This is a genomic window from Kribbella sp. NPDC058693 (assembly GCF_042715335.1).
Taxonomy (GTDB): Bacteria; Actinomycetota; Actinomycetes; order Propionibacteriales; family Kribbellaceae; genus Kribbella; species Kribbella jiaozuonensis.
This window is the reverse complement of the sequence record NZ_JBHXSQ010000002.1, coordinates 682,072-705,399: the sequence shown is the minus strand read 5'-3', so window position 1 is coordinate 705,399 and position 23,328 is coordinate 682,072. Positions and strand designations below refer to the sequence as shown.

Annotated in this window: 19 protein-coding genes; 7 read left to right on the top strand and 12 right to left on the bottom strand. The window is 66.2% G+C overall.

Annotated features, from left to right (window positions below; genetic code table 11):
- Window positions 1-105: 105 nt before the first annotated feature.
- The gene (locus ACFWUU_RS12955) at window positions 106-687 is read right to left on the bottom strand and encodes a dihydrofolate reductase family protein (protein WP_380175346.1); all 582 of its coding nucleotides are present in this window, start codon (window positions 685-687) and stop codon (window positions 106-108) included.
- 133 nt (window positions 688-820) lie between these two features.
- On the opposite strand from ACFWUU_RS12955, the gene ACFWUU_RS12950 reads away from it, so the two are divergent.
- On the top strand, window positions 821-1,819 hold the full coding sequence (locus tag ACFWUU_RS12950; protein ID WP_380175345.1) for a sigma-70 family RNA polymerase sigma factor: 999 nt from the start codon (window positions 821-823) through the stop codon (window positions 1,817-1,819).
- A gap of 229 nt (window positions 1,820-2,048) precedes the next feature.
- Here the strand turns inward: ACFWUU_RS12950 and ACFWUU_RS12945 are convergent, their stop codons facing one another.
- Entirely contained in the window at window positions 2,049-2,366 is a 318-nt protein-coding gene (locus tag ACFWUU_RS12945; protein ID WP_380175343.1) for a hypothetical protein, read from the bottom strand.
- 342 nt (window positions 2,367-2,708) lie between these two features.
- Between ACFWUU_RS12945 and ACFWUU_RS12940 the strand changes: the two genes are divergently transcribed.
- Genes ACFWUU_RS12940 through ACFWUU_RS12930 form a run of 3 tightly spaced genes read left to right on the top strand, consistent with a single transcriptional unit; the run spans window position 2,709 to window position 5,074 of the window.
- Window positions 2,709-3,494, top strand: coding sequence for an ABC transporter ATP-binding protein (locus ACFWUU_RS12940; protein ID WP_380175341.1), 786 nt, complete (start codon window positions 2,709-2,711; stop codon window positions 3,492-3,494).
- Window positions 3,491-4,249 (top strand): ABC transporter permease, encoded by a 759-nt coding sequence (locus tag ACFWUU_RS12935; protein WP_380175339.1) that lies wholly within the window; start codon window positions 3,491-3,493, stop codon window positions 4,247-4,249. Before ACFWUU_RS12940 ends, ACFWUU_RS12935 begins: the two co-directional genes overlap by 4 nt.
- 15 nt (window positions 4,250-4,264) lie before the next feature.
- Window positions 4,265-5,074, top strand: a complete 810-nt coding sequence (locus tag ACFWUU_RS12930) for a MerR family transcriptional regulator (RefSeq protein ID WP_380175337.1) — start codon at window positions 4,265-4,267, stop codon at window positions 5,072-5,074.
- Window positions 5,075-5,521: 447 nt separating this feature from the next.
- Here the strand turns inward: ACFWUU_RS12930 and ACFWUU_RS12925 are convergent, their stop codons facing one another.
- The 9 genes from ACFWUU_RS12925 to ACFWUU_RS12885 form a co-directional block, all read right to left on the bottom strand.
- On the bottom strand, window positions 5,522-6,784 hold the full coding sequence (locus ACFWUU_RS12925) for an MFS transporter (RefSeq protein WP_380175335.1): 1,263 nt from the start codon (window positions 6,782-6,784) through the stop codon (window positions 5,522-5,524).
- A gap of 275 nt (window positions 6,785-7,059) precedes the next feature.
- Window positions 7,060-7,272 (bottom strand): hypothetical protein, encoded by a 213-nt coding sequence (locus ACFWUU_RS12920; RefSeq protein WP_380175333.1) that lies wholly within the window; start codon window positions 7,270-7,272, stop codon window positions 7,060-7,062.
- A 35-nt stretch (window positions 7,273-7,307) separates the two neighbouring features.
- Complete coding sequence (locus ACFWUU_RS12915) at window positions 7,308-7,703, bottom strand: glycoside hydrolase family 15 protein (protein ID WP_380175331.1); 396 nt, start codon at window positions 7,701-7,703, stop codon at window positions 7,308-7,310.
- Window positions 7,704-8,065: 362 nt separating this feature from the next.
- A complete protein-coding gene (gene msrA / locus ACFWUU_RS12910; protein ID WP_380175329.1) occupies window positions 8,066-8,614 on the bottom strand; it encodes a peptide-methionine (S)-S-oxide reductase MsrA in 549 nt (182 codons plus the stop codon).
- Window positions 8,611-9,093 carry a peptide-methionine (R)-S-oxide reductase MsrB gene (msrB, locus tag ACFWUU_RS12905; RefSeq protein WP_380175327.1) on the bottom strand — a complete coding sequence of 161 codons (483 nt, stop codon included), beginning with the start codon at window positions 9,091-9,093 and terminating at the stop codon, window positions 8,611-8,613. Before msrB ends, msrA begins: the two co-directional genes overlap by 4 nt.
- Before the next feature lie 1,759 nt (window positions 9,094-10,852).
- Window positions 10,853-11,338: a hypothetical protein gene (locus ACFWUU_RS12900; protein ID WP_380175325.1), complete on the bottom strand. Its 486-nt coding sequence runs from the start codon at window positions 11,336-11,338 to the stop codon at window positions 10,853-10,855.
- A gap of 41 nt (window positions 11,339-11,379) precedes the next feature.
- The gene (locus ACFWUU_RS12895) at window positions 11,380-12,876 is read right to left on the bottom strand and encodes a matrixin family metalloprotease (RefSeq protein ID WP_380175323.1); all 1,497 of its coding nucleotides are present in this window, start codon (window positions 12,874-12,876) and stop codon (window positions 11,380-11,382) included.
- Between the two features lie 28 nt (window positions 12,877-12,904).
- The gene (locus ACFWUU_RS12890) at window positions 12,905-14,524 is read right to left on the bottom strand and encodes a M4 family metallopeptidase (protein WP_380175321.1); all 1,620 of its coding nucleotides are present in this window, start codon (window positions 14,522-14,524) and stop codon (window positions 12,905-12,907) included.
- 96 nt (window positions 14,525-14,620) lie between these two features.
- Window positions 14,621-15,409: an HAD family hydrolase gene (locus tag ACFWUU_RS12885; RefSeq protein WP_380175319.1), complete on the bottom strand. Its 789-nt coding sequence runs from the start codon at window positions 15,407-15,409 to the stop codon at window positions 14,621-14,623.
- A gap of 105 nt (window positions 15,410-15,514) precedes the next feature.
- On the opposite strand from ACFWUU_RS12885, the gene ACFWUU_RS12880 reads away from it, so the two are divergent.
- Window positions 15,515-16,264: a hypothetical protein gene (locus tag ACFWUU_RS12880; RefSeq protein ID WP_380175317.1), complete on the top strand. Its 750-nt coding sequence runs from the start codon at window positions 15,515-15,517 to the stop codon at window positions 16,262-16,264.
- 15 nt (window positions 16,265-16,279) lie between these two features.
- Window positions 16,280-17,965: a S8 family serine peptidase gene (locus tag ACFWUU_RS12875; protein ID WP_380175315.1), complete on the top strand. Its 1,686-nt coding sequence runs from the start codon at window positions 16,280-16,282 to the stop codon at window positions 17,963-17,965.
- Between the two features lie 22 nt (window positions 17,966-17,987).
- Here ACFWUU_RS12875 and ACFWUU_RS12870 read toward each other — a convergent pair whose 3' ends face one another.
- Entirely contained in the window at window positions 17,988-19,961 is a 1,974-nt protein-coding gene (locus ACFWUU_RS12870) for a DUF4157 domain-containing protein (protein ID WP_380175313.1), read from the bottom strand.
- Between the two features lie 661 nt (window positions 19,962-20,622).
- Here ACFWUU_RS12870 and ACFWUU_RS12865 point away from each other — a divergent pair.
- Entirely contained in the window at window positions 20,623-23,328 is a 2,706-nt protein-coding gene (locus tag ACFWUU_RS12865) for a hypothetical protein (RefSeq protein ID WP_380175312.1), read from the top strand.

Here is a 23,328-nt window from a genome sequence, read left to right as displayed (position 1 = left end):
CCAGTCCCCACCAAGACACACGAACAGATGTGATCGACGCTGGTCCAGTCGGGGTTCACTGCCCGGCCGTGACGCGCTCAGAGCGGGCACGGCCGGGCGGCTGCGTCAGAGGATGGGCTGATAGATGTGGAGGGCGAGGTCCTCGCCGACGGGTCGGGTGTTGATCAGGCGTAGATCCGTGGCGTCGCTGGTGTCGGTGAAGAGTCGCGAGCCGGTGCCGACCACGACCGGGTAGGTCATCAGCCGCAGCTCGTTCACCAGGTTGTGCTCCCACAGCGTGTGCACGAGTCGACCGCTGCCGTACAGGACGATGTCGCCGTCGATCTGTTCCTTCAACTTCGCGACCTCCGCCGGTACGTCGCCCTTCAGGACGGTCACGTTGCCCCAATCCGGACCTTCGAGGGCTGACGACGACACGACGTACTTCGGCAGGGTCCGCAACCTGTCGGCCCACGCACCGGCACGCGACGTCGCCCAGCCACGCGCCAGAAACCACTCGTAACTGCGGCGCCCCATCAGCAGGGCCTCAGCTCCGAGCGCCTCGTTCAGCTCGACTTCGGCCCATACACCGCGGGTCGTGTCTCCGATCCGCGCAAACCAGTTGCCACGCCCGCCGTCGTCCTCGCCGGTCGGATCCTCGATCACCCCGTCGATCGAGATGTTCTCGCTGACGATCAGCTTTCCCATGGCAGTGCTCCTTCTGTCAGTGTTGTCGACTACCACTGGGACTGACGCCACGACGTACACAAAGGAGGCGCTCCTCAACCGCCCCTTTCGGCCTTCGGCCGACGTCTACACAGGTGAAAGGAAGGTGGAGTTGATGGGAGCTGACCTGATCAGCCGAGCGCGGGCCGGAGACGCCGAGGCGTTCCGGGCGCTGTCCGAGCCGCACCGCCGCGAATTACAGGTGCACTGCTACCGGATGCTCGGATCGTTCCACGACGCCGAGGACGCACTTCAGGACGCCATGCTGTCCGCCTGGCGCGGCCTCGGAGGGTACGACGGCCGCGCGTCGATCCGCACCTGGCTGTACCGAATTGCCACGAACAGATGCCTCAGTACGCTGCGCTCAGCCGGCCGCCGGCCAGCGAAGGCCTGGGACATTCCCGGCGTCGAGCCGCCCGAACCCACCCGGCTCGGCGAAGTCGTCTGGCTCGAGCCGTTCCCCGACGTACTCCTCGAAGACGCGATGCACGTACCGCTCGGACCCGAGGCCCGCTACGAACAGACCGAATCGATCTCACTCGCCTTCGTCACCGCGCTGCAGCTCCTCCCGCCTCGCCAGATCGCCGTACTGATCCTGCGCGACGTCCTCGGCTTTCACGCGAGCGAAGTCGCCGAGATGCTCGACACCACCGTCGAATCGGTCAAGAGCGCCCTCAAACGAGCACGCGCCGGCGTACAGAGCCGACGAGCCGACCAGGAACCCCCTCCAGCCGCAGACTCACCCGCCGAGAACGCCCTCGTCACGAGCTTCGTCCAGGCCTGGGAGACCGCCGACATCGACGCCCTCGTCGCGCTCCTCACCGACGACGTCTTCATGTCCATGCCGCCTCTCCCCTTCGAGTACCAAGGCCGCGAAGTCGTCCGCCAGTTCTGCGCCACCCTCTTCGGCGCCGGCCGCAGATTCGACCTGATCCCAACCCGCGCCAACGGCCAACCGGCCTTCGGCGCCTACCTCCAGGCCCCGAACGGCACCCGCCACGGAACTGGCCTCTACGTCCTCACCCTCAACCGCGACCACATCACGGCCATGACCCGCTTCGAGAACGACACCCTCCAACCTTTCGGCCTCCCCCGTTCCCTTCCGGGCCGATAGCACGGCAAATACGTCTCCGGCGTCCCTGTGCAACTCTCCCGACGGCATCGAGATCGAGCTGTTCAGTCCTTCGACGTGATCGCCTCGACGATTGTCGCGGCGTACTGGTCCGGGGCTTCCTCCCAGATGAAGTGGCCGGAGTCGACCGCCACTAGGCGGCTGTTGGGGAGGCGGGCATCGAGGAACTCCGCGTTGGACAGCGGTACGACGCGGTCGTGGCGGCCGTTGATCAGCGTGACCGGCGTGGTGATACGGGCTCGTCAGCAGCACCGTCGTCCGGTGCGGTCCGCCGCTGTCGGCGTACCTGGTCCGAACTCCGTCGACGGCGCGGTGCTGAGTGTTGGGGATGGTCATGGCCGACGTCCTTCCGGGTACGGCATACGGGATGTGCGCTGAATCCACACTCGCCCAGATGGTCCGAGGCCGCCTTCAGCCCGGCCTCAGCTTCGGCCAGCCGGTTCGCACGATCGCCCTCGGCCTGCGCGTGCATCACCTCGGCGAAGTCGGACACCCCGAACGAGCGCATCAGCAGAGTCGCGCTCGACATCAGGCTCCGCAGCTCATGAAACTCCGCGACCAGCATCTTGGCGGCCACATCGTGGGAAGGCCGGTGACAGCGACGGCGCAAAATCCCGGATCGGCATGTCCTCGAACTCGGGCCGAGCCTCACTCACGACCTGAGACACCTTGTCCGCATCCGGTGAGGAAAGCATCGACATCGTGAGCGAATTCCGAGTGCGGCTGGAACAGGAATCCCGGGGCGGCGTCGGGTTACAGCTTCAGGCGGGCCTGCCGCGCGACTTGACCTTGACGCGGCGTCAGCCCTGCATCCTTTGTGGCAGGCCGCTTCTCCCAGCTGACGGGAACGGCTCCACAAAGGAGACAGGTGATGACGACGTTGATCGAGAAGAGCCGGCAGAGCTTCGGTCCGGCGATCCGGGTGCGGGGCTTGGAGAAGTCGTACGGGAAGCTGGAGGTTCTGCGTGGCGTGGACTTCGAAGTGTCGCGTGGCAGCATCTTCGCGTTGCTCGGGTCCAACGGCGCGGGCAAGACCACCACTATCAAGATCCTCGCCACACTCCTGAAAGCCGACGCGGGGTCCGCGATGGTCAACGACTTCGACATCGCCACGCAGGCCGCGCAGGTGCGCGGTTCAATCAGCCTGACCGGACAGTTCGCCGCTGTCGACGAGATCCTCAGCGGCCGGGAGAACCTCGTGCTTGTGGCCAAGCTGCGGCACCTCGACGACCCGGTCGTGATCGCGGACGGCCTGCTGGATCGTTTCTCGCTGACCGAGGCGGCCACGCGCAGGGTGTCGACGTACTCCGGTGGCATGCGCCGCCGCTTGGACATCGCGATGAGCCTGATCGGGGATTCGCCGGTGGTCTTCCTGGACGAGCCGACCGCCGGGCTCGACCCGGAGGCTCGCATCGAGGTGTGGCAGACAGTCAAGGAGCTCGCCGGCTCCGGTACGACGGTGCTGCTCACCACGCAGTACCTCGACGAGGCCGAGCAACTGGCCGACCAGATCGCGGTCCTGCACCAGGGCCGGATCATCGCCAACGGCACGCTCGCCGAGCTCAAACAGCTCTTCCCACCCGCGCAGGTCGAGTACGTCGAGAAGCAGCCGACGCTCGAGGAGATCTTCCTGGCCATCATCGGAGACAAGCGATGACGACCTACTTCTTCAGTGACACCCTCGCCCTGACGGTTCGGACGTTGCGGCACATCACCCGCAGCCTGGACACCATCATCACGACCGTCCTCACGCCCGTCGCCTTGATGCTGATGTTCGTCTACGTGTTCGGCGGCGCTATCTCCACCGGATCGAAGTACATCAACTTCATGCTGCCCGGCATTCTGCTGATCACGATCGCGTCCGGCATCTCCTACACCGCGTTCCGGCTCTTCATGGACCTGAAGAGCGGGATCCTCGAGCGCTTCCAGTCCATGCCGATCGCCCGGTCCGGCCTACTGTGGGCCCACGTCGTCACCTCCATGGTCGCCAACCTGATCGCGCTGGTGATCGTCGTCGGCGTCGCTCTGCTCATGGGCTTCCGCTCGAGCGCCGGCGTACAGGCTTGGCTCGCGGTAACCGGCATCCTGCTCCTGTCGACACTGGCGTTGACCTGGCTCGCCGTGATCCCCGGGCTCACCGCGGGATCGGTCGAGAGCGCGGGCGCGTTCGCCTACCCGCTCATCTTTCTGCCGTTCGTGAGCTCGGCGTTCGTGCCCACGCAGACCATGCCCGGCCCGGTGCGGTGGTTCGCCGAGCACCAGCCGGTCACATCGATCGTCAACACGATCCGCGCACTGTTCGCTCAGCAACCGGTCGGCAACGACATCTGGACTGCGCTGGCCTGGTGCGTCGGCGTACTTGTCGCGGCGTACCTGCTGGCGATGGTCGCCTATCGCCGGAAGTCCGCCTGAGGCAGGCTTGGGCCCATGCTCACCATCAGCCAGCTGGCGACGTACGCCGGTGTGACGGTGCGGGCCGTGCGGCACTATCACCAGATCGGGCTGCTGCCGGAGCCTGCGCGCGACCGGTCCGGGTACCGGTCGTACGACTCGGGTGCCGTCGTACGGCTGATCCGGATCCACACCCTGGCCGACGCCGGCGTGCCGCTGGCCCGGGTACAGGAACTCCTCGATGCCGCGCCTCAGGAGTTCGCGGACGGCGTACACGAGATCGACAGGGAGCTGCGTGCGGAGATCCGCCGATTGCAGGCCAGCCGCCGCCGGCTCGCCAGGCTGGCGGTCGGCGAGCAGCTGGCACTCCCGCAGAGCGTCGTGGATTACCTGGACCGGCTGCGCGGTCACGGCGTCAGCGAGCGCTACCTCGAGATGGAGCGCGACGCGTGGATCATGATCGCCGCGCAGGTGCCCGATGTGATCGATGCCATGATCGCCGCCAAGCACCAGCAGCTGGAGGATCCCGATGCGCAGAAGCTCTACAGCCTGGTGAGCGAAGCCGTCGACAACCAGGGTGACGATGCCTTGCTCGTCGAGATCGCCGACATCCTCGAACGCCTGTACCTCCGCGCCGCCGAGGCCGGTCAGCTGGGCGACGAACCGTTCGACGATCAACTCATCGAGCTCTTGGATGCGGTCATGCTCGAGTCCGCGCCCGAAGCAGCGCGGCTACTCGCGATCATGGAGGAACGGGGCTGGAAGGGCTGGACCCGCATCGAGCGCGTGCCGCCGAGAGTCCCTATCCCCAGCCCGGACCCTCACCACGGGAGCGAGCCTGACTGATGGCGCCGAAACGTGTAGCTAGCGATCATGCTCACCTGCAGCGTCATATTCGCGAAGTCGTGATGTCCATCAGCTTGCCGAGATACTTGATATCTAACGGATCCTGCTTGTTGCCTTGCCGAATGATAGTTGTCTGAAGCAACTTATTTTCGCGTAGCATCAGAACGAGGTTGCCTCCGATGACCCTAGCGGCGACCCGACCCCGCGGAGCTTCCCAGGCTGCCAGATGCCCGCCCCGGATACACCAACGGCACCTATGTCCACTATTCGCGCTCTGCGACGACTGCAGCAGTGCAACGAAGCGAACGTCTCCTTCAGGCGAGTGCGTTCGGATCGCCCGGCATTGAGGCACTCGATGGACCAGGTCTAGTTCGGAGAAATCGTCAGATTATTCAACTGACTTGGAGCCCGGCCCGTATAGCCACCCCGACGATGTAGCCCTCCAAGTCAGTGCCGCAGACCACGGCCCCAAGGCCCGCGCCGGGCGAAGACCATCGCGCCATACAGCACCGCGGCTACTACAGCGGCCGCGGCCGGCAGCACGAATAGACGCGGGATACCCAGGCTGTCACCCGCAATGCCTGTGTAGAGACCGCCGAGCGCTCCGGAGACCATCACCGAACTGCTGAACGTGTTCGTCGCGGTGGCGAGCCGTTCGGGCACGAGGTCTTGAGCGATCGCAACGCCCAACGCGCCCGTCGCCGCGACGGCGACCGACATGAACACCTGGCCGATCGCGATCGCGACGAGGTTCTGCGCGACGGCGTAGGACAGGTAGGCCCCGAACGCTGCCACGATGCCGAGCGCGAACACCCTCAGCGCGCCGAACCGCCCGGCGAGCCGGGCCAACGTGGCCATGAAGACGACCTCCAGCAGCGGCTGCAACGAGATGACCGCGCCACGGGCGAACGCGCTCACGCGCAGGGTCTCGGCCATGTAGATCGACAGGAACGACAGTTTGATCGACTCACCTGACATCACCAGCACACCGACCGCCGTGAACATCGCCAACAACGCGAACCGGCCTGGCGGCACGGCCGGCTCGGCTTCTCGAGCTGCCACAGCAGTCGCATCCGAGCGCGGCTTCGTACGCTCCGAGGGCAGGTGCCGACCGGCCAGGACCACAGGAACCACCCCGACGGCCGCCAACGCGGCCGTGGCCAACAGCGTCTCCTGCAGCCCGGCCACTGTGGCGAGCCACGCACCGAGCGCCGGCCCGGTGATCCAGCCGACCGCCTGGCTGATCCGCAACAGCGCGAGAACACCGTACCGCGACGGTGTCGGATGCCGTTCCAGATAGCGACGGGCCACGGTGAACAGCAGTCCACCAGAGGTCCCGGCCAGGCTGAGGACCACGACGTTCACCACGTACGGCACCCACGGCTGCTCCCACATCGCAATCACGGTCCAGCCCGCGGCAGCAAGCAGCGAACCTCCCACGGCGAGCGAGATCGGCTTGTCGAATCGATCCGAGAGCGCGCCGACGAGGAACCCGGCGACCGGGGCAGCCAGGTTCGTCACGTAGTACATCCCGGCGGCCCGCACCGACAGATGCAGCTCCTGAGTCAGGAAGAGGCCCATCTGCGGCCAGCTCAACGACAGGGCAAAGCCCGACATCAACATGGCCACGAAAAGCCATCGCAGCACGACATGCCCGATCAAGTAACGCCAGGCAGGCTCCGTAGCCACCTCGACTTGCGGTGATCGCATCGATGCGCTGTCTCCTGGTCAAGGTGCACGGTGTGCCACGCGCTGCGGAAATCCCCCGAAGAGGCGGACACGCCGGGCACACACATTTTCTCAGACCCCCTGACCACCCACGTCAACCGGCCCCCGCCTCTGCGAGTGGGCCAGCGCCCGGACCGGCCGACACTGGTCGCGGCGGCTACACGGCCCCGCTCACGCCCCTCGAACCCCCATGCTCAACGGAAGTCCGATGGGCGACCGACTGGTCCCCGCACCCGATCGCTGGATGATCCCGAGCCCTAGAGATCGTCGCGCCATCCAGTATTGCTGTTGAGCCGCACGACCTCGACGCCATCGCGGCCGAGATCGCCAACGAGACCTTCGCGGAGTTCGGCGCCGGTCTCACGATCGAGTCCGTTGCGACGTACCTCGAGGTCCTCGACGCGGCGACCGAGGCCGGGATTCTCGAGCCCAAGCTCCACCAGCTCGCGGTCAACGCCCTGGTCAACCACTTGACCGATGACGATCCCCGCTGGTCGCTGCTCGACTACGTGAACCAGGCAGCATGACCGCAGAACCGCTGCCGGGGAGGGATGAACGTACCGGCTGCCTCCTCGGCTCGGATGATGTGGGTGATGGCGTTGATCATGGCCAGATGGGTGAACGCCTGCGGGAAGTTCCCGAGCTGGCGTCCAGTGAGCGGATCGATCTCCTCGGCGTACAGACCGAGCGGGCTCGCATACGACAGCAGCTTCTCGCACAGCGCCGTAGCCTCGCCCAGGTCGCCGATCTCGACCAGCGCGGACACCAGCCAGAACGAGCAGATCGTGAACGTACCCTCCGCGCCGCTCATCCCGTCGACGACATCGAGCGGCGTGTCGTCATGGATACGTCGTACTGACCATCCAAGCCGCCGATCGCAACTGGACAGACCGAGACTCATGATGTGCCGAATGGCATCGAATGCCGCCGGCCGGGCATCGGCCGGGATCGTCGCCTCCCGAAGCCCCACAGAATCGCGCAGGGGTAGGCCTCGTTCATCGTCGCGGTCATCTGCATCGCGAGGCCCGCGAACCGCTGCGGGTCCTCGGCCGGGATCAATCTGTTGTCACGGTGTCCGATACGCCTCACCAGAGCCGAGTTCGAGGCGTGTGGTTAAGGTGCGTGTCCGGCCTCGGACACACAACTCATCCACGCGGTCGGCCAGAGGTCGACCTCTACGTCGACAATGTGCTCGATGTGGTCGTGACTGCCTGCTGAGGATGTGCCCGTCGCGTCTGCGGCGGGCACATGCTCGGGTTCGTATCAGGCTGTGGCGCGGCGTGGTAGCACCCAGTTGGGGCGTACGAAGTGGCACGTGTAGCCGGCCGGGTAATTCAGAAGGTAGTCCTGGTGCTCCGGCTCGGCCTCCCAGAACGGGCCCGCGGGCTCGATCGTGGTGACGGCCTTGCCTGGCCACAGGCCTGACGCGTCGACGTCGGCGATGGTGTCGCGCGCGACCTGCTCCTGCTCCGGGGTGAGCGGGAAGATCGCCGACCGGTAGCTCGTGCCGATGTCGTTGCCCTGACGGTCAAGGGTCGACGGGTCGTGGATCTGGAAGAAGAACGACAAGACATCGCGGTACGTCGTCTGCGTCGGGTCGAAGACGATCTCGACGGCTTCCGCGTGCCCGGGGTGGTTGCGGTACGTCGCGTGGTCGTTCTGACCGCCGGTGTATCCGACACGCGTCTCGAGGACACCTGGCTGCCGCCGGATCAGATCCTCCACACCCCAGAAGCACCCGCCGGCGAGGACCGCCGTCTCGGTGCCGGGATGGCGGGTGACCTGCCCGGTGTCATGGATTCCACTGGTCATGATGCGTTCTCCTCTGCGGCCGTGGTGTCACTGGACGTGTCGAACAATGCCCGGTACTCGCCGTACCCCTCACGCTCCAGATCCGCTACCGGGATGAAGCGTAGGGCGGCGGAGTTCATGCAGTATCGCTGGCCGCCCGCTTCCGTGGGGCCGTCGCCGAAGACGTGACCGAGGTGACTGTCGGCGCCCGATGACCGCACCTCGGTTCGGGTCATCCACAGCGTCCTGTCGCTCTTCGTGCGAACTGCGTCCACCTCAATCGGCTTGGTGAAGCTCGGCCACCCGGTGCCGCTGTCGTACTTGTCGATCGACGAGAACAGCGGCTGCCCGGACACCACGTCCACATAGATCCCGGCCTCGTGGTTGTCCCAGTACTGGTTTCGGAACGCGGGCTCCGTCCCGTCCTTCTGCGTCACCCGGAACTGACTGTCGGTGAGGCGACTGACCGCCTCCGGCGTCTTCCGGTAGTCGTGCGACACGATTTCTCCCTTCCCGACGTCGCTGGCTGCGCCGTCACTGCATATAACAACGCGAGTGCCCGATTTGGTCCCGAACCCGCCTTCGTTACGGCCGGGCAGCGCGTCCTCGGGTTGGTGCGCGGCGAGGCGGACGATGCACTCGGTGCCCAAGGCCGGCCAGAGGGGGTCGCGGGGGGTTGTCCGTCCGAAGCATGTGTACGGCGAGCGCGTCGATGGGTTCGACGTCGAGCCAGCGTCCTGGTGGCACCGAGGTGAACGTCATGCGGTCAATCCAGCGGACGGTGCTCGTGGAGGGACATCTGTCTCCTGTTGCGGAGCAGGCACGGCTGAGGTCAGCGACAGGATGAGGGGCGTGCGACTGGTACTGCCGGACAGTTGCAGCTTCACCTCGGACTGGACGACCGGGGTGACCGCGTCGAGAGAGTGCGCGATGAAGTAGCCATCCGGCGCCTGAGCGACGATGCGCGACAGTGGGCCAGCGAAGCTGATACCCCGCTCGTCGTCGTGCAGCTCGGTGAAGAGAATGCGCCTGCGAGAAGGTGCCCCGCAGGAAGCTCAGCCCGTGACCGCTCACGACGGCTGTGAACACGACGGTTGTGAGCACGACGTTCGCCGAGTTGGACACCCGCGGACACTGATCCGCCAGGCTGGCAGTGGGTCTGGGAGCTCAAGCTCGTATACCGATGACCCAGCTCGTCCGATTCAGCCTGATCGAGTGCCTGCGACATATCGCCGGGTTGGTCTACCTAGGACTCCAGTTCCTGATGGCTCAGACCGACCTCGCTCGGCGCCACCTGAAGCGCCGCCTCGGCAACACATTCTCCGCAGACGCCGCGTTGTACTGCTCACGCAACTCGACCGGATCCCAGCCCTCATCATGTGCCGTCGCGACCTGTCCATCGCGACCTCCGCCGCGGCGACCCGATCTCGGAGCTGTCCCACCTGCTCGAGCGTCGATCGGCGCTGTCGTCAGCGTCGAGCAGCGCGCTAATCAGATCGGGATGCGCCAGCTCAGTCGCGAGCCGGGCAGCAGAGTCGTGATCCAGGACGAACGCCGTACTTGCCAACGGCACCGATGTCACCCGGACCACAGCAAATCAACGGACGCTCGCTGCCGCGCACCAGGCGGCCCATGAGGGCGTAGGGCGCCGGCGGGCCGCGGGCGCCATACCGTCAGCCTGATCCTCCGGCGAGACGACGAACCGCTCCAGCGGTCCGTCCGGCTTACTGGCGATCCGGCTGCTCAGCCCGGGCACAGTAGTGCGGCAGAGATGTTGCCCACGTGAGCCGTTCGGGCACGACTGCGCAACTTTCATCGGCTCAGCCGCATCAAGCTGGGTGACGATCTGCTGCTGGCATGTTAAGGCGCGCGGTTCCCTCGGACATGCAACTTATCCACACGGTCGCCAATCGGATTGACCTGCGCGCTTTTCGACCAGAGCAGCGTTGTCCGCTCGCGAAGATCCACGGGACCCAGTCGGCATCCAATTGCCTGCCGCAACCTCTTCATGACGGTATCGGCCGCGGCGATCTTGTCGCGCTGGGCGGTGTCGCACGCGAGGTCGGCATACTGCGGATGGCCGGGTGACAACACCGGCGTGGTCGGCGAGAACCTGAAAGTCCTGGCGTACGACGATCTCCACGCCTGCGGCAACTCCGTCTTTCCTGCATCCCTGAGAACGGCCGCACCTGCTCTGCGGCTGGGCGAGCATCTCGCCGGTCCTGAGCCGCCTTCGAGGACGCCAGAAAGCGCTAAATGTCAGTCGTCCATGCGGAGATACTCCGCCTCCCCCACCTGTTCAAGATTGTTCAGGAGCAAGTTGCTCGCCGTCATGGCCACAGCACCGGCGACAGCGCCCAAGACGGCGACGACGACCTGGTCGACGTCGTTGACCTCCCGCAATGAGGCGTACGCGCCGAGCACAGCGCCGAGCATTGCGGCCCGCGGTCCGAGCGGGCCTGGCGTGCGCGGCGTCTGCTGGACGATGTCGGCGATGGCGAACGCCAGCGGGCTCGCGCCGGCGCGCTCCATGATCCTGGCCGCCTGGGCGCTCACGTCGGAGTCCTCGAATGCCAGGCGGGCGAGTTCGCCGAGGTCCTTGAGGTCCTCTTGTGTGACGCCGACGACAGTGAGGCGAAGCAGGTGATAGCGGAGCCTACGCTGCATGACGTCTTCCAGGGCCATGTCAGCGGCGAAGCGGACCTGGCTGCCGGCCAGGTGAGCGATGTCATCCCGTTGAGCCATCGTGGTTCCCCCTTCGTTGTCCGACGCGCCCAGCCGGGCTCTCAGAACCAGTTGAATTCGATCGGCAGCGGATAGCCTGGATCCGCGCGGTCGGCGGCCCAGTCGTAGCGTGCGTAGTTCCCGCCCTTGAACAGGTACAGCTTTCCCTCAAAGGCTCCCTGGCCATTGATCGCAGCCTGGATGCCAGAGGTGAAGTCCGGCGGTAAGCCGGGCCACATAGCCGCGATCGATTTCGGATAGCCGGGGTCGGTCTGGTCGGTCGCCCAGTCGTACCTCACATACTGATCGCCCTTGAAGAAGTAGGCCTTACCCGCGAAGGGTCCCTTGCCGGTCACAGCCGAGTCGAGGCCCGAGGTGAACTCGGCCGGCAATCCATGCCACTCGGCGGCGATCGACAGCGGATAGCCGGGGTCCGTCGTGTCCTTGGCCCAGTTGTACCGGACGTACTGGTCGCCCCGGAACAGGTACAACTTGCCGGCGAACGCGTCCTGGCCGTTCAGCGCGGCGTCGAACCCACGCGGAAAGCCCCAGCCGTCCGGCAGGTCCCGCCACAGCGGAACGATGTGCAGCGGGTAGCCGGCATCCGGCAGATCGTCGGCGAAGTCGTAGCGCAGGTAGCGGAAACCGTAGAAGAAGTACCCCTTGCCGTGGAAAGGTCCTTCACCCTCGACAGCCGCGTCGAAGTCGCTGAAGACATTCCGCTCGCGCGTCCCGTAGAGCGAGCGGATCCCGGCGACGTCGTCGTCGGTCAGCGTACGGCGGCCCCCACCGTAGAAGGGATACATCACCGCACTGGCCACTGCCGAATGGTCGAGACCGAGTGTGTGGCCGGCCTCGTGGAGGGCGACAGTGTCGAGGTCGATTCCCGTCGGCGGCAGGTCACGCGTCCACGTCTCGTCGTCGTCGAAGTGCAGGTCTCCGTCGATGGCGCTGCCGGTTCCCGAGGGTGGAGAGAAGCCATGTGCCAGTACGTTTCCCGGCCCGTCGAACGCATTGTTTGCTCCGTCGCCGTGATCACCGGTTGCGAATCTGACCTCGATGTCCGCGCCGGACGACACGCGGCGGGCCGCGATCTGCGCGACGAGGCACCAGCTCCGGTAGGCGAACTGAAGCGCGTTCTCTACGCTTGCGTTGGAAAGATCGGCAGTGCCACTGTTCAAGTGATAGCCCGGTCGGAGGTTCTGCCACTTCGTCCCCAAGGCGGCGAACTCTGCCGGCCCGGCGTGGCGCCCAGGAGGCTTGTCGGGGACACCGCATCGGGGCCGGCGCATCAGGGCAACGGTCTCTGGGTTCAGGTCGCCCGTCACCGGCAGACCATAGAAACGTTGAAACTCGGTGACGGCGGCCTCGGTGCCTTCGTCGAAACGACCAGGCTCCACCTCGGGCAACACGTCGTGGTCTGCCACGACCCGCTCTTGCCCCGGCACCCGGAGCCAGCCGAATCGGCCCAGGTACGCGTGCAGCGCACTCACGACCGGTGTCGTCGCTCCACGCCGGAGATTGACCGCATCCACTGAGAAGAGCCCATCTTCGTTCATCAGAAATCCCCTATCTCGAGCTGCGTGGTCAGACGATGCCGACCGCGGCGAAAGCCCCGTCGACCGCCGCAACCTTGCGATCGCGCTCGTCCGGAGGCAGCAGGCGGAACAGGCTTCGTGCGCTGGAGACCGTGAAGCGCCGACTGTCTGCAAATTGGGAGGTGCGCGACAGTCGCTGCGTCAACGCGAGGTAGAAGACTGCGGCCACCTCATCCGGAGCAAGGACCAGATTGCCGGCGTTGTCTTCCGCGGTGAACATGTTGAAGGCAGCCTTGTTGTGGATTCCGCTGTTGACGTGCACGCCGCCCCAATCGCCTTTCCTGGTGTCGGGCAGGACCTTGAAGTCCCGCATGTGATCCGGCTGCCCGAAGCGCGGCGGATCTGAAAGATCCCGGAACGGCTCGTCGCCAGGCAGGAGGTTCTCACCCAGTTCCCAGCCCCAATGCCGCGGATCGGGATTGCCCAGGTTCGAGACATACACGCCGAAGATGTCGGACATCGACTCATTCAGCGCCCCCGGCTGGAAGGCGTACTCCAGTCGGGCTGTGTGGTCGGTGATGCCGTGGAACATCTCGTGGGCAACCACATCGACGTTGGCCGACAGCGACCGGAGCCCGTTGCCGCGCAACACCTGGCCGTACACCATCTGCTCGCCGTTCCAGAACGCGTTGACCCACTGCTCGGGGCCTGGGCTGTCCTCCAGGACCACACAACTGATGGTCGACCTCATGGTCCCGCCATGGCCGTCGATGTTGTCCCGTCGCAGCACCATGCGGAGGAATTCCGACACCGCGATCGCGTTGACGTGCGCACTCACACCGGCCGGCGTCCACGCCGGCGGATCGCTGATCAAACGGCCCGGCAACGTATCGACCGTCGGGTCCTGGAACGCGAAGTCGTAGGTCTCGACCTTGTGCTCCGGGTCGACCATCACCAACTGGCCGGCCTGAGGCGACACCAGGAACGTCTGCTTGACGCCGAAGGAGTCGACTGCCGTCTGCTCCACCGGCGCAATGCTCGGCGTCCGCGGCAGGATCGTGACAACCTCACCGTCATGTGCGTCCACCACATAGTCGACGAAGTGCGGCGGCTCCAGTGCAGTGTCGCTATCCCCCGATGCCTCAACACTCCGATCCAAACTCACCGGCACATCCTCGAGGATGTAGACGAGCCGCCAACGGGTGTTCTTGACGTCGTAGTAGTAGTTCAACCGCGGAACGACGCTGGTGAGCGTGGGCCGATATCCGTCCGGCGCATCCGCAGCAGCTTCGACGGCAGCAGCCGGCGACACGCTCGCCACCGGGTCGACGCCTTGCGGCTCGCCGAGCGCAGCGTCGATGCCGATCAGACTGTTCGCATCGTCGAGCTCGACCGTCACGAGCGATCCGTAGATCGGGATGTCGTCGAGCACCTGCCGAAACTTCACTGTCCGGGTTCCGGTGAGCGGGACCGTCTCGGTGCCGATCGTCCTGAACTGGCGGTCCCGGTTGCCCGACGGCGCCGTGAATGCCGGGACATCAGCGCTGGCAACAGCCTGGTCCAGGAATCGACGCGCCGCGGTCTCCGGATCGACCTCGCTCGCCGAGTCGGCGCCCTCCGGACGCAAACCTGGCCGCGCGGCCTGTTCTTGCTCCAATTCCTGGATCACTCCGGTCCAGGACTCGTCCGAACCATGCAAGGAAACGGAATTCAGTCCGTTCCCGAGTTCTGTCGGCATTGCGGGCATGGCGGTCTTTCCTTCCGGTCAAAGCTGCGGAGGTACGGCGAAATCGGCCGCGACCATATGAAGCGCGTGCAGCGGGTGCGGGGAGACGCCGAATCCGACGGACTCCGCCGTACGTCGCTCCCTCAAGTCCTCACCGACGAAAATGCACCTGCTGGCAGGTAGCGCCATCCGATCGCGGGCGCGCTCGAACATCTCGGGCTGTGTTTTGTTCACACCCTCGACAGAGCTGAAGAGGCACAATTCGGCGTCGACGAGAGCAAGCAACCCGGCAGCACCCAGCACCTTGTTCATCGTGACTGCGGTTTCGCTGCCGGTGTTCGAAATGAGACCGACCGCTGCCGGAGGCGCGACATCTCCGGCCCGTAGCCTGGCCAGAACCTCAGGCACGAACGGATAGACGTCGAGGCGAGACAGGTGCGTCCCCTCCATCACCGCGCTCGCCAACGTGTCCCCGATATCGAAGAAAACCGCCAGCGTCCGACTCATCAGACCCTCCCCAACCTGCCGCACCCGAAGGCGGCACCAGCTCAAAGGTCGGACGAGGCCCGCGCGATACCTCAAGCGCCGCCAGCACGCCTCCCCCAGCGGCCGACGACGTTCCCCCTGGCTCAAACCGAGCCGAATGATGCCCCCGCGACGCAATGCGTCAATTTGAGCGTCCCACTCGTCACGAAAACACGCAAGACCGTGTGCAAAATACAGACAATCGATTGATAAGCGGACATGATTCACCTGTCCAGCGAGTGGAATGGATTTTGCCGGGCCCGCGAGACGGTCTGTTATCAGCGCGGCCGGAGAGTCGAACATTTGCGACCTTGACGGTGGTCAGGACTCAGAGGAGGGTAGAAATCTGAGTGCGGCCACTTAACCTGGGGCGGGTCCGGCCGGCGTACTTGTTGGGGGGTGGGCGAGGTGCGCCCAGAGAAGGTGGAAATCAAGGTCACACTGGCCGATGCGCCTGATCCGGCAGCCCCGGCACGGCACGTCGAGGAGGCCGTCGAACGCCTCGGACTCACGGGCGCTGATCCGTGGACGGTTGTGTTCTGTGAGGACGTCACCGACGCCGCGGCGTCGACGGCGTTGCTCGACATCGGCGTCGTACTGCGGGTGCGTGGGAAGACCGCGACGACCGGCGACTCGACGATCAAGCTCCGGCCCAGTCGCTGGTCCCAACTCGATCCGGAGTACTTCGAGAACGTCGATGCCGACGAAGACAACCTCGAGGACCTGAAGATCGAGGCGGACTGGGCGGGCGAGAAGCGGTCGCTTGCGGCGTCGATGACCGTGAAGTGGTCGGACTCGCGGCTGGCCGATGGCCGACAGGTCGCCGAACTGTTCAGCAAGAAACAACTCGACTTCCTGGCCACCAGCAGCGTCGGCCGCGTAAATCTCGCCGCCGTCAGCATGCTGCCACCGATCACAGCCACCCGCTTCGGGGAAATCACCGTCGACGGCCTGACGTCAAAGGTGCGAGGCGAACGCTGGCGCGTCGACGAACTCGATTTTCTGGAGCTGTCGATCCTCGTCAAGCCGAAGAATGCCGTGGCCGCACAGGCCGCGCTGACTGCGTTCATGCAGCAGAAGCAATTGCCGGTCGACGACAGCCAGGTCAGCAAGACCCGACGGGTCCTCGAGCACTTGATCGCCACATCCACGATCTGATCTGGACGCGGACACATGAACGAGAACGAGCAGGACCCCGGTCCGGTTCTCCAGGCCTTCACCGTCAAGACGACCGGTCGCGCCGCGCAGCAGAAAGTGGATCGTGCGATCCACGACGTACTCGGCGAGGGCTGGCAGGCCACGAACTACGGAGACCGCAAGAACCAGTTCGAGGTGACTTCCTCCGAAAGTGCACTGAGACCACGCGATGCATGGGATCGGACCTACCAACTTCGTGCGCACAAAGGCATCGCGAGCGCCGAGCCGTTGTTCAAGGCCTGGGTCACCGACCGTCCGGAATGGGGCTTCGACGGCGACGAGGAAGCGACCGCCGCCTTCGGTCTGCCGAGCTTCGGCTGTGGCAGTGGTCAGGACTTCGCCGCGGCCAGGGATCACGAATGGAGTATCGACATGGCCAGCGTTCCGCTGGCCTGGCAGAACCACTTCGCCGGCGCCCAGCCGGGCGAAGGAGTCGTCATCGGCCACCCGGATACCGGCTACCGACGCCACCCGGAGATTGCGGCCAACCTGCAGACCGGTAGCGGCCGCGACCTGGTCGACAACGACGACGATCCGGAGGACGAACTGAAGAAGACCTTCCCGTGGCAGAACGGCGGGCACGGCACGGGTACCGCGAGCGTCATCGTCAGTCCGCGAGGCGCCGCCGACGGGAATCCGGAGAACGCGGTCAGCGGTACGGCGCCGCACGCCACGCTGATCCCGTTCCGGGTATCCGACAGCGTCGTCATCCTCGACACCCTCAACCTCGCCCGGGCGATCGAGCTGGCGACAGACCGGGACGTCCACGTCATCTCCATCAGCATGGGCGGCCTCAGCAGCGACCGTCTGCACGACGCCGTGGTCTATGCGACCAGCCGAGGTGTCATCGTGCTGGCCGCCGCCGGCAACTGTGTGCGCTTCGTGGTGTTCCCTGCGGCGTACGACGAAGTCGTGGCGGTCGCCGCGTGTGATGCCGAGCTCGGCACCTGGAAGGGTTCATCACGTGGACGTGCGGTAGACATCACCGCCCCCGGCGACCGGGTGTGGCACGCAGCCGCGAACGCCGACGATTCCCTCGACAACGTGAGCCAGGGGTCAGGTACGTCGTACGCCGTGGCCACCGTCGCGGGGATCGCCGCCCTGTGGCTCGCCAAGCACGGCCGGAACAAGATCATCAACGCATGCGGCGGCAAGGAGCGGATCGCGTCGACGTTCTCGCAACTGCTGCGAGACACCGCGACCCCGGTCCCGGGCTGGCCGTCCGGTCAGTTCGGCGGCGGGCTCGTCAATGCCGACAAACTGCTGTCTGCACAGCTGCCGAACGGCCGGACGGTACCGACGCTCGCACCGACCGCGACCCAACACGTGCCGTTGGCACGCGGCGGCCTCACCACGTTCGGTCATCTCTTCGAGGGCACTGTTCGCGGTGCCCAACCATCTCTCGCCGCTGCGGCCGACGAACCGAATCCCCTCGACGACGGACTGGCGGAGCTCCTGGGGACGTCTGCCGACAAGGTGCCGGCCGACCTCGGCCAGGTCGGTCAGGAGCTCGCGTTCTACTTGGCGACCGACCCCAAGCTCTACCGCCGCTTCGAAGACGCCGTCTCCGCCGGGCACGACGACGGCGCCGTCAACGACGTCCGCGACCAACTCCTCAAGAGCGGTGTCTCGGAGGCCCTGGAGATCAAGCTGCGGCGCTAGTCCGCTGCGTACAGCGGGCCGATCAATGCTCAGCACCGACCTTGAGGAATTGTTCGAGCGACCTCATCTCGGAGTCTGTCAACGTCGTTGGGTGCCCACCGACTGTGCCGCCGGCTGTGGATGCGAGCTCCGTCGTCAGCAGTGTCATCGTTTGGAGCCTCGTCGACCGCGCCCGCTCGTAGCTCCTCATCTGGGCGTGGCACGAGGGGCATGGCGGACCGGATGACGAAGTGCTAGCCGTCAGATCGTCGAACAATCCCTCGAACAAGGCTCGACCCGCGAGTGCGCCGATGACGCCTCCCACCAGCCCCCCTCCGATGCCGAGTACGAGTGAGCAGACCGGTGCGCCTGGGCCGCAGACGAGTCCCGCCGCCGCCCCCGCGAGTGCACCCCCAGCGAGGCCGCCCCCAAATCCGCCGGCAACACCGATGGCGGTACGAACCTTCTGACCCTTGGGAGCAGCCCATACCTCGTAGCCACCGGCAACGATGCCGATGACCACGAACACACGACCGCCCCATTTGATGTATCGCAACGCAGTCGGCATTCGGCCTGCCACGGCCGGTCCGATTGCGCCCGGCGGCCGGCTGAGATGAGTCGCGCCGGACTCGGCCTCGCCCATCAGCTGGTACAGCTTTCCCTGGCTCGCTGTACCTCGAGCAAGACCGGGAGGCGTCTTGCTCGTGGGAATGTCGATGATCGAGCCCGTTCCCAGTTCCCCGACCGGACCGCCAAGATGCCCTTCGACTGTTTCGATCGCGTACATGACACAGTTCTGGTTCGTGCACATTGAGGCAGGCTGACCCTTGCTGGCAAAGATGTTCGGCCTGCCGGTCCACGAGGTCGGGGATCCGCCCGTCCCGCCCGGACCGGTGGGATGTTCGGCCAAGATCTGTGCCGCTGATCTTGGGTCGATCGGATACTCGATTGTCCGCGCGCTGGTCGACTTGAACATCGAGATGTCGTTGTCTACCAAGCCAGGAACGGCCGCCAATCCCTCACTGGCGGCGTCAGGGCGCAGCATGAAACTTGCCGTCATCTTCGGACCGAAGCCACGCGCCCAGACGATCCTGCCGTTCTGCCGGACGTAGACCGCCGTGTGCCCCAGCCGGTCCAGCGGACGCGCAAGGTCGATCACAGCAGGCGTCCGAATCTGCGGCAGAGCGATCACGCCGATCGAGTTGGGTCCTGCGGCGGCAAAGCCCTGAGACATGAGCACGCTGTTGGCGCCCGTCAGGGCACCAGCTGACCCCGTGCCCGCGACTTCAAGCGCTTTCGGCCACTCAGCACGCACCTCGGCGACCGGCTGCAGACCTTGGCCAGGAACCAGTTGCATCAGCACGCCATCGGGCATGGCGTCGAGCAAGGCCTGCGGACCGCCTTCAACGGGAACCAACTGGAAGGCACCATCGACTGGGAGAGCCGGCGGGCGTGGCAGCTCGGTCGGCGCCAGCATCGCAGGGACACCGCTCGATGCCGGCCGCGGCGAGGCAGGCTGCCGGTGCACCGCCTGGTGGCCCGCCCGCCCCGTCACGTCGGAGTCACGGCCGAAGGTAAGGCTGTCGGCCAACTCGTGTGCCTCTCGCTCCAGCGGGTCCGCCATGTCAAGCACCGGGGTCTCGCCCGCCACCGAGGGTCCGGTGGCATGCCGTTGCTGGATCACATGGACAAGTTCGTGCGCCAGCGTCTGTTCTCCCGCTCGGCTCCCAGGCTCGTACCCGGCGCCCAGAACGATATGGTTGCCGACGGTATATGCAGCCGCACCTACGGCGTGTGCAGATCCGGCGGCCTCGACACCCGTGTGCAACCGGACGTCGGCGAAGTCGTGACCGAAGAGCGCCTCCATTCTGGTGCGCGCCGACAGGTCCAGCGACCTGCTCTCCGAGTGCACCACACGGTCTACGACAGGCGGCGCGACGCCGCGCTCGTATGCTTCGTCGCATCCGGAGGGCGAGCATGGGTGCGTGCCACAGCGCTGCAGCACAGGGGTCGGCATCCGCGACACCTGGACAGCATCGATCAGCCCAACTGTCGCACGGTTGCCCATGTCGCGTTGCAGACGCAATAGCGCCGCATGCGAACCAGGGGCTGACTGCGTGAGGTGCCGCGCCGGCGCCACCGGCTGCCGTGCTCCCACGCGGCTCGCCGAAACCGAAGCAATCCGCGCCCCCTGACCGGTCACGATTTCACGCTGCCGACGTGAGCCAGCGATCTGGAACCGACAGTCGCCTCGATCTCCCAATCGCTACTGCCAAACCATTGCATAGTGTTCCCCGATCCGATGGATCGCCGGCGAACAACGCCGTCCCCCCAATCAGTCTACGTACTGTCGCGGCGGTGTCGACGGGTCTTGAAGGGCGCCATATTTCGCGATGCGCCGTACGATCTGAAAGAGGATCTGCGGCTGGACGGTGACGTCGGCAGGCGGGTGTGGCAGGGGAGGGTAAGACCGGGCCATGGCAGTTACCCCAGTGGAGGTGGCCGCTTCGGCGAGGTCGGCGAAGCGGGCGGGAGGCCGGCAGGCGCCGTCACGCCGCGGGCAACAGAGCCGCCACCCTGAGGTGCTGAATCTGCAGCGGCGCGCCGGAAATCATGCGGTTGCTCGGCAGTTGGCACCTGCCCCGGACGCTGCAAGCGGGGAACTTTCCGCCGAAGACATGGGCTATGTGACGGACGACAGCGGCCAGATCTGGGACGTCAACGAGGACGGCCGGATCAGCGTGTGGTCGGAGGAACGCCAGCAGTGGCTGCCGATGGGCACTCCAGAGACGGCGATCCGCCTCACTCCGCGCACCGTCACCCGGGCCGAACTGCGGGAGAAGGAGCGCGCCGCGGCGCAACAGACGGTTCAGCCCGATCAGGAGCGAGCAGCGATGGCGACCCTGGCCGGCACCGGGTCGCTGTACCGGGACATCGTCCGGCTCGAGCACACGCCGCGCGGTTCGGGAAAGCTGGCCGGTGAGTTCGCCGCCATCCGGTACGAGCGGCAGGCGGCTGTGGACAAAGGTCTTGCGGCGGCTCATCTGCAGTCGATCGACGAGTTCGACGATGCCGTACGGGCGCTGCGGGTAGTGGTCGCCCGACGCTCGAGGGTGATCGCCCTGGACACCTTGAACGTCAGCGAGCAAATTCTGCGTGAGGCCCTCGGGCGTTACCCGAGCGTGGCCGAGTGCAATCGGCTGGCCACCTTGCTGCGCCCGTTCCGCCAGGGCCGCCCGCCCGATCCCCAGCAGTTCCTGCGGATCCTCGACGCGCACCGGATCCTGATGAGCCCGGTAGCTCTGCACGCGGCCGTCGCGGTCGAGATTCCGGATCTTCTGCGCGACGTCCTGCTGCAGAACGCCGAGGCCCAACTCGGCAACGTCACGAAGACTCGCGAGCGGCTCGCCGAGGATCCGGATCTCGTCCTCGAGTTCGACGAGGTCGTCGGACAGGCCCTCGAGCAGATGGGCGCGGGAGCTGATTCCGTACAGGCCCAGGTCATCCGCGACGGGCGTACCAAGCCTGGAAAGTCGTGGAAGCGCGAGCTTCTCGACGGCATCCTGCTGGTCCTCAGCTTCGCGCTCGGCCCCATCGGCTGGGCCGCTCGCGCCGCGCAACTGGTCGTCACGGTGCACGACTCGGCGGCCAACGCTGCTCATCTGGACGACCTGCGCGCCGCGTCGCACGCCGGCGTACCGCTGGCGACGGCTCCGCCCCAAGGCAGCGGGAGCTTCCTGGAAGCGGCCGGGATCATTGGCGGTATCGCCGGTGTCCTCCATGTGCCCGCCGGTCCGGCGACACAGCTCGAGGGGGACGTCGCAGCCACCCTCGACCGGGCGCCGCCGGTGCCGCTCGGTCCGCGGCGCGCCGTGCTCAAGGACGGCACCGAGGTGTTCGATCCGCCTCGGGTTACCGGCGCGTCCGCCGCCACTCCCCGAGCCGCCCGGCCGCCGATCGACCTCGCCCCGGACCCCGCAACCGGCCACTGGTCGGCATCCACACCAGCCCAGAAGCCACTACCCACCCCAACGCCCAGGCGCGTCCCCGCAGTCACCCCGGCACCGAGGTCGCTGCCGGCCACTCCGACCGCAACACGCTTGCCCACGGCAACCACCGCACCGAAGCCGCTGCCAGCCGCCGTCCCCGCACCGAAGGCGCTACCAGGCGGGCCGCCACCCAAGCTCCTATCGGCACCCGCCGCCACACCGGAGCCCGTGTCGGCCGCCACCGCCGCTCCGAAGGCGCTACCTGTTGCGTCGACACCGAAGCTTCTACCAGCGCCAACCCCGACACCGGAACCTCTCCCTGCCGCGACGCCCACGCCGGAGCCCTTGCCGGCCGCCGGTACGCCGCATCCGGCTCAGGCGTCCGTTGCGCCCGGTGCGTTGCCTGAGTCGCAGCTGCTGTCGCCGCCACGTCCGTTGCCTTCGACAACGGCTGCGATGCTGAGCGCCGGTGACCGCACCGCCGAGGTACAGAAGGCACTCGCGCGAGCGCAGACCGAGGCAGACTCCGCGTCCGACGCCCTCCGGCAGGCGCACGAGAATCTCGCCACCGCCAAGGGCTGGCAGGTAGAGACGCCCGGTGCGGATGCCAAGGCTCTCGTCGACGCAGCTCAGACAGCACTGGCAACTGCTCGCAGCGAGGCCGCCCGACTCGAGCGCGGCCTCGCTCTCGCCCGCGGCGAGGCCGCCGAGGTGTCGCGGGCCACGGAGTCGATCGCCGAACTGGAGAGGGTTCTCGTCGACATCCGCGCCCGTCTCCGGGCCCAGGCCGAGACGACAACGTTGCCTTCGCCAACCAAGGCGTTCGGTCAACGCGCCCGATTCTCCGACCCACGCCCCGGCGATCAAGGCTTCGAGAACTTCCGCGACATCAGCCTGGCACTCGAGCGGACAACCACCGAGCTCGCCGCCGAAGTACAGAACCTGAACCGCAGTATCCAGGAACAGCTCAGGCGAGCTGCGCCCGGCGAGTACGGCAAGGACCTGGCGATGACCAACCTTCGGGAGCTGGCGAAGGATCATCCTGTGCTTGCGCCGGTGAACGACCTGGCGGTCGATGTGACCACTGGCGGACCCATGTCCCGCGAGACCTGGCAGGCCGACCACATCATGTCGCGATCGGAGATCGGCAGAGATCCGCGCTTCAGCCGGCTCACACCGTTACAGCGCGACGAGATCCTCAACGAAGTACCGCAGAACTACCTGCCACTGCGCGACTTCGTCAACGAGCACGTGAAGCGGGGCCTCACCGTCGAGCAGTTCATCCAGCAGCATCAACCTCCGTTCCCAGCGGACGTCGCCGCCGCACTCCGTGCTGCGGACCAGCGTGCTCGCGCGGCGATCGAAGCGAAGTTCCGGCAGTTCCTCGGCGAGTAG

Coding starts and splice junctions, on each gene's coding strand:
- ACFWUU_RS12870 (WP_380175313.1), bottom strand. CDS start 19,961: ATGCCGACCCCTGTGCTGCAGCGCTGTGGCACGCACCCATGCTCGCCC.
- ACFWUU_RS12925 (WP_380175335.1), bottom strand. CDS start 6,784: ATGCGATCACCGCAAGTCGAGGTGGCTACGGAGCCTGCCTGGCGTTAC.
- ACFWUU_RS12895 (WP_380175323.1), bottom strand. CDS start 12,876: ATGAACGAAGATGGGCTCTTCTCAGTGGATGCGGTCAATCTCCGGCGT.
- msrA (WP_380175329.1), bottom strand. CDS start 8,614: ATGACCAGTGGAATCCATGACACCGGGCAGGTCACCCGCCATCCCGGC.
- ACFWUU_RS12955 (WP_380175346.1), bottom strand. CDS start 687: ATGGGAAAGCTGATCGTCAGCGAGAACATCTCGATCGACGGGGTGATC.
- ACFWUU_RS12935 (WP_380175339.1), top strand. CDS start 3,491: ATGACGACCTACTTCTTCAGTGACACCCTCGCCCTGACGGTTCGGACG.
- ACFWUU_RS12885 (WP_380175319.1), bottom strand. CDS start 15,409: ATGTTCGACTCTCCGGCCGCGCTGATAACAGACCGTCTCGCGGGCCCG.
- ACFWUU_RS12865 (WP_380175312.1), top strand. CDS start 20,623: ATGGGCTATGTGACGGACGACAGCGGCCAGATCTGGGACGTCAACGAG.
- ACFWUU_RS12900 (WP_380175325.1), bottom strand. CDS start 11,338: ATGGCTCAACGGGATGACATCGCTCACCTGGCCGGCAGCCAGGTCCGC.
- ACFWUU_RS12950 (WP_380175345.1), top strand. CDS start 821: ATGGGAGCTGACCTGATCAGCCGAGCGCGGGCCGGAGACGCCGAGGCG.
- ACFWUU_RS12945 (WP_380175343.1), bottom strand. CDS start 2,366: ATGTCGAGCGCGACTCTGCTGATGCGCTCGTTCGGGGTGTCCGACTTC.
- ACFWUU_RS12940 (WP_380175341.1), top strand. CDS start 2,709: ATGACGACGTTGATCGAGAAGAGCCGGCAGAGCTTCGGTCCGGCGATC.
- ACFWUU_RS12875 (WP_380175315.1), top strand. CDS start 16,280: ATGAACGAGAACGAGCAGGACCCCGGTCCGGTTCTCCAGGCCTTCACC.
- ACFWUU_RS12915 (WP_380175331.1), bottom strand. CDS start 7,703: ATGAGTCTCGGTCTGTCCAGTTGCGATCGGCGGCTTGGATGGTCAGTA.
- ACFWUU_RS12930 (WP_380175337.1), top strand. CDS start 4,265: ATGCTCACCATCAGCCAGCTGGCGACGTACGCCGGTGTGACGGTGCGG.